This window comes from Pseudomonas sp. PvP027, from assembly GCF_017833005.1.
Lineage (GTDB): Bacteria > Pseudomonadota > Gammaproteobacteria > Pseudomonadales > Pseudomonadaceae > Aquipseudomonas > Aquipseudomonas congelans.
The window spans coordinates 210,626-215,483 of the sequence record NZ_JAFIBK010000001.1 but is presented as its reverse complement, the minus strand read 5'-3'; the positions used below and the strand labels follow the sequence as shown (position 1 = coordinate 215,483).

Genomic DNA, 4,858 nt, shown 5'->3' with positions numbered 1-4,858 from the left:
CGTCGTTTCTTCAAGCCCGGCGGCTGATCGCCGGGTCAATCCTCAACACATTCGTGGCTTTCTATGAAAAAGTTGAAGTTTCGCAAAGTGCTCATTGTTGTTGTGCTGTTGGTTCTGGCAGCGGGTATTGCCTACAGCATCCAGTCCCCGGAAAAGCCACCGGAGTACTTGACTGCCAAGGTCGAACGCACCGATATCGAAAACTCCGTGCTGGCCAGCGGGGTGCTGCAGGGCATCAAGCAGGTTGACGTCGGCGCGCAGGTCTCGGGCCAGCTCAAGTCACTGAAGGTCAATCTGGGTGACAAGGTCAAGCAAGGTCAGTGGCTGGCGGAAATCGATCCCGTGGTGCTGCAGAACACCCTGCGCCAGTCGCAGGTCAACGAACAGAACCTGATCGCCCAGAAGGACGCGGCTGTTGCACAGCTCAAGGACGCCAAAGCCATTTACCAACGCTACAAGCAACTGCGTGCGGATGACGCGATCTCGCAAAAGGACTTTGATACGGCGCAATCGGACTTCGAGGTCCGCAGTGCCAACCTGCGCTCGCTGGAGGCACAAGTGCGCGACGCAAGAATCCAGATCGAGACCGCCAGGATCAACCTGGGCTACACCCGCATCGTCGCACCGATCAGCGGTGATGTAGTGGGTATCGTGACGCAGGAAGGGCAGACCGTGATCGCCAGCCAACTGACGCCGGTGATTCTCAAACTGGCGGATCTGGACACCATGACCGTCAAGGCGCAGGTCTCGGAGGCCGACGTGATTCATATCACCCCCGGGCAAGAGGTCTATTTCACCATCCTAGGCGATGCCGAAAAACGCTATTACGCCAAGCTGAAAGGCACGGAACCGGCGCCGCAGAACTTCCTCGACGCGCAGTCCGGCAACGCCAGCAAGCCGAACAGTGCGGTGTTCTACAACGCATTGTTCGACGTCCCCAACCCGGATCACCGTCTGCGTATTTCGATGACCGCCCAGGTGCATATCGTGCGTGAAAAGGCCAGGGACGTACTGACTGTGCCTGTTGCAGCCTTGGGCGACAAGAACGGCGACGGCACCTTCCCGGTGCGCGTGATGGACGAGCAGGGCCAGGCCCAGAGCCGCAATGTGCAGACCGGCATCAACAACAATGTGCGGGTCGAAATCAAGAGTGGCCTTGCCGAGGGTGACCAGGTGGTGATCGGTGAGCCGTCGGCCACACCAGCGGCAACGGGGGCCTGACCATGAGTCGAGCTCTCCTGGAACTCAAGGGTGTCACCCGTCGTTTCGTGGCCGGCGAGAAGGACTTCATCGCGCTGAATGACATCAACCTCACGATCAATGCCGGCGAACTGATTGCCATTACCGGAGCCTCGGGTTCCGGCAAGTCAACGCTGATGAACGTGCTGGGTTGTCTGGACCACGCCGCCAGCGGCAGTTACAAGGTCGACGGACGTGAAACCGGTACGCTGACCGAGGATGAGCTGGCAGAGCTGCGCCGCGATCACTTCGGTTTCATTTTTCAGCGTTATCACCTGTTACCGCACCTGGCGGCGATCCAGAACGTCGAAATGCCGGCTATCTACGCAGGCACCGGCAAGAGCATGCGCGTGGAGCGCGCGCAGAAGCTGCTCGAGCGTCTGGGCCTTTCCGGGCATCTGGAGCATCGGCCAAGCCAGTTGTCAGGCGGCCAGCAGCAGCGGGTGAGTATCGCCCGGGCGCTGATGAACGGCGGCGAGATCATTCTGGCCGACGAACCCACCGGGGCCCTCGACAGTGTGAGCGGCAAGGAGGTAATGAACATCCTTCTCGAGCTCAATAGCGCCGGGCACACGGTAATTCTGGTGACCCACGACGAGAAGGTTGCAGCGCACGCCGAGCGCATCATCGAAATGCGTGACGGCGAGATCATCGCCGACCGGGTCAACACCGCTCGCCCGATCATCAACGAAAAAACCACCGAGCGCCTGCCGAGCAAACCCAGGCAGGGCAACCGGCTGATGGCCAACATCGGCCTGTTCCAGGAGGCCTTCGTCATGGCGTGGGTGGCGCTGATCTCGCATCGCATGCGCACGCTGCTGACCATGCTCGGGATCATCATCGGCATCACCTCGGTGGTGTCGATCGTTGCAATCGGCGAAGGGGCCAAGCGTTATGTGCTCAAGGACATCGAGGCCATCGGCAGCAACACTATCGAGGTGTTCCCGGGCAGTGACTTTGGCGACACCAAGTCAATGGATATCCAGACCCTGGCGCTGTCCGATGTGACGGCGTTGAGCAGTCAGTACTACATCGACAGTGCCACGCCGAATATCGGCCGCAACTTGCTGGTGCGCTACCGTAACATCGACGTATCGGCGACGGTGAGCGGGGTCAGCCCGAGCTATTTCCAGGTGCGTGGCACCAGGATGGGCTCCGGGGTGGGGTTCAACAAGGATGACGCCAGGCGGCAGGCGCAAGTGGTGGTGATCGATTACAACACCCGGATTCGCCTGTTCGGCCCCAAGGCCGACCCGCTGGGCCAGGTGATCCTGGTGGGTAACCTGCCCTGTACGGTGATCGGCGTGACCGAGAACAAGAAGAACATCTTCGACACCAGCAAGAACCTGAATATCTGGATGCCCTACGAAACCGCTTCTGGCCGCTTGCTGGGTCAGAGCTACCTGGACAGCATCACCGTGCGGGTCAAGGACGGGCAGCCGAGCAAGGTGGTCGAGGACAACGTCAACAAGCTGTTGCAAAAGCGGCACGGGACCAAGGACTTCTTTACCTACAACCTCGACAGCGTGATGCAAACGGTGCAGAAGACCAGCCAGTCGCTGGCCCTGTTGCTGTCGTTGATCGCGGTCATCTCACTGGCGGTCGGCGGTATCGGGGTGATGAACATCATGCTGGTGTCAGTCACGGAACGCACGCGCGAGATCGGCATTCGCATGGCGGTCGGGGCACGCCAGTCGGATATCCGTCAGCAGTTTCTGGTGGAAGCGGTGATGGTCTGCCTGATAGGCGGGGTGATCGGCATCGGCCTGTCATTCGTGATCGGCTATGTATTTTCACTGCTGGTCAAGGAATGGCAGATGGTGTTCTCCGTGGGCTCGATTGTCACTGCGTTCATCTGCTCGACATTGATCGGCATCGTCTTCGGCTTCGTACCGGCACGTAACGCGGCACAGCTCGATCCGATCGAGGCACTGGCACGCGATTGACAGGGCGGTTGCAGGACAGGGATGTCCTACCCAACGGAGAGTAACGCCTGTACGCGACCGCGCACTGAACGACGCCTGCGGCCGGAGTGAAAAAGATCGGCGTATGACACCTCGACGCAGGAGGCTTCAGGACAGGGATTGTGTTCGTGAGGGGCTCATACAGCCGACGGCTATCTGTCGGCTGCATTAGCCTCTCGAGCAAGCTTTTGCGGGTGCTCAGCCTACCGCACTGACGCTGGAGACCCGTGCCGCGCTGCTGCTCTTGAGGGACTGTTCGAAGCGGTCGAGAACCATGCCCACTTCCGACTCGGTAATGTTCAACGGTGGCAGGAAGCGCAGGACTGCGCTGTTACGTCCACCCGTCTCGATGATCATGCCGTTGTCGAAGCACTCCAGCTTGATCGCCCGCGCACGTGTGCCGTCGCCAACCCCCGGACGCGATCCGCTAGCCGGTTTGACGATCTCCACCCCGAGCATCAGCCCACGGCCACGCACATCGCCGATAAACGGGAACTGCCGGGCGATATCCTCCAGTCCGCTTTGCAACTGCTCACCCCGGCGCGAGGCATTGCCTGCAAGGTCGTGTTCCTTGATATGACGCATGGTCGCTGCCCCGGCCACCATCGCCACCTGGTTGCCACGGAACGTACCTGCGTGCATGCCTGGGCCCCACGTATCCAGGTGCTCGGCATAGACGATCACTGATATCGGGTAGCCGCCGCCGATGGCCTTGGACAGCACCAGAATATCCGGCGTTATCCCGGAATGTTCGATGGCAAACAGGTTGCCGGTACGTCCGAGCCCGGTCTGCACCTCATCGATAATCAGCAAGATACCCAACTCGCGGGTGATATCCCGCACGGCGCGCAGCCACTCGGCCGATGCCGCGATGCAGCCGCCTTCGCCCTGGATCACCTCGACGACCACCGCCGCCGGCTTGGACACGCCGCTTTCCGGGTCGCTGAGTACCGTGCGGATGTACTCGGTGGAGAGGCGGTCAGTGTGTTCGCCATCGGTGCCGAACGGGCAGCGGAAGCGATAGGGGTAGGGCAGGAAGTGGGTGCCCTGGGCCAGCAGGCCGGCCTTGGGGTTGAGGTTTCCCATAGCCGACAACGCGCCAGCGGTCATGCCGTGGTAACCGCCGTGGAAGGACATCAACGGCGAGCGCTGGGTGTAGTGGCGGGCCAGTTTGATGGCGGCTTCCACTGCGTCAGAACCGCTGGGGCCGCAGAACAGGATTTTGCTGTTGTCACGCAGGCTGGCGGGCAACGTCGCGAACAGCTCTTCGACGAAGGCGTGCTTGGCCGGTGTGGCCAGGTCGAGAGCCTGCTGCAGATGATCGCTGTTCAGAAATTCGATCACCGCATCGCGGACCACCGGTGGGTTATGACCCAATGCAAGCGTGCCAGCGTTCGACAGGCAGTCGAGGTATTCCTGGCCGTTGGCGTCCTTGACTCGCATGCCTTTACCGCTGACAAACAGCTGCTGGAAGGTCGCTGCGTAGGTGCGCGCATTCGACTCCAGTTTCTTGAGGTTGCTTAACTCTTCCATAGTCGATCCCTTGTTGGCACAGGTACGGATTCATTGCTACTCGCTTCGAGCAGAGCCCGATTCTGTAAGAACCTCAGGGTGATCGCCAACTTATCGCCGCCGGACTGTCCCCGTATTCCACG

Annotated in this window: 3 protein-coding genes; 2 read left to right on the top strand and 1 reads right to left on the bottom strand. The window is 60.6% G+C overall.

Features of this window, described 5'->3' with window-relative positions; translation table 11 throughout:
* Positions 1-63: 63 nt before the first annotated feature.
* Entirely contained in the window at positions 64-1,221 is a 1,158-nt protein-coding gene (gene macA, locus JOE33_RS01025; protein WP_010435601.1) for a macrolide transporter subunit MacA, read from the top strand.
* Between the two features lie 2 nt (positions 1,222-1,223).
* The gene (locus JOE33_RS01020) at positions 1,224-3,185 is read left to right on the top strand and encodes a MacB family efflux pump subunit (protein WP_054994104.1); all 1,962 of its coding nucleotides are present in this window, start codon (positions 1,224-1,226) and stop codon (positions 3,183-3,185) included.
* A 216-nt stretch (positions 3,186-3,401) separates the two neighbouring features.
* Here the strand turns inward: JOE33_RS01020 and JOE33_RS01015 are convergent, their stop codons facing one another.
* Positions 3,402-4,736: a diaminobutyrate--2-oxoglutarate transaminase family protein gene (locus JOE33_RS01015; RefSeq protein ID WP_187625752.1), complete on the bottom strand. Its 1,335-nt coding sequence runs from the start codon at positions 4,734-4,736 to the stop codon at positions 3,402-3,404.
* Positions 4,737-4,858: the final 122 nt, after the last annotated feature.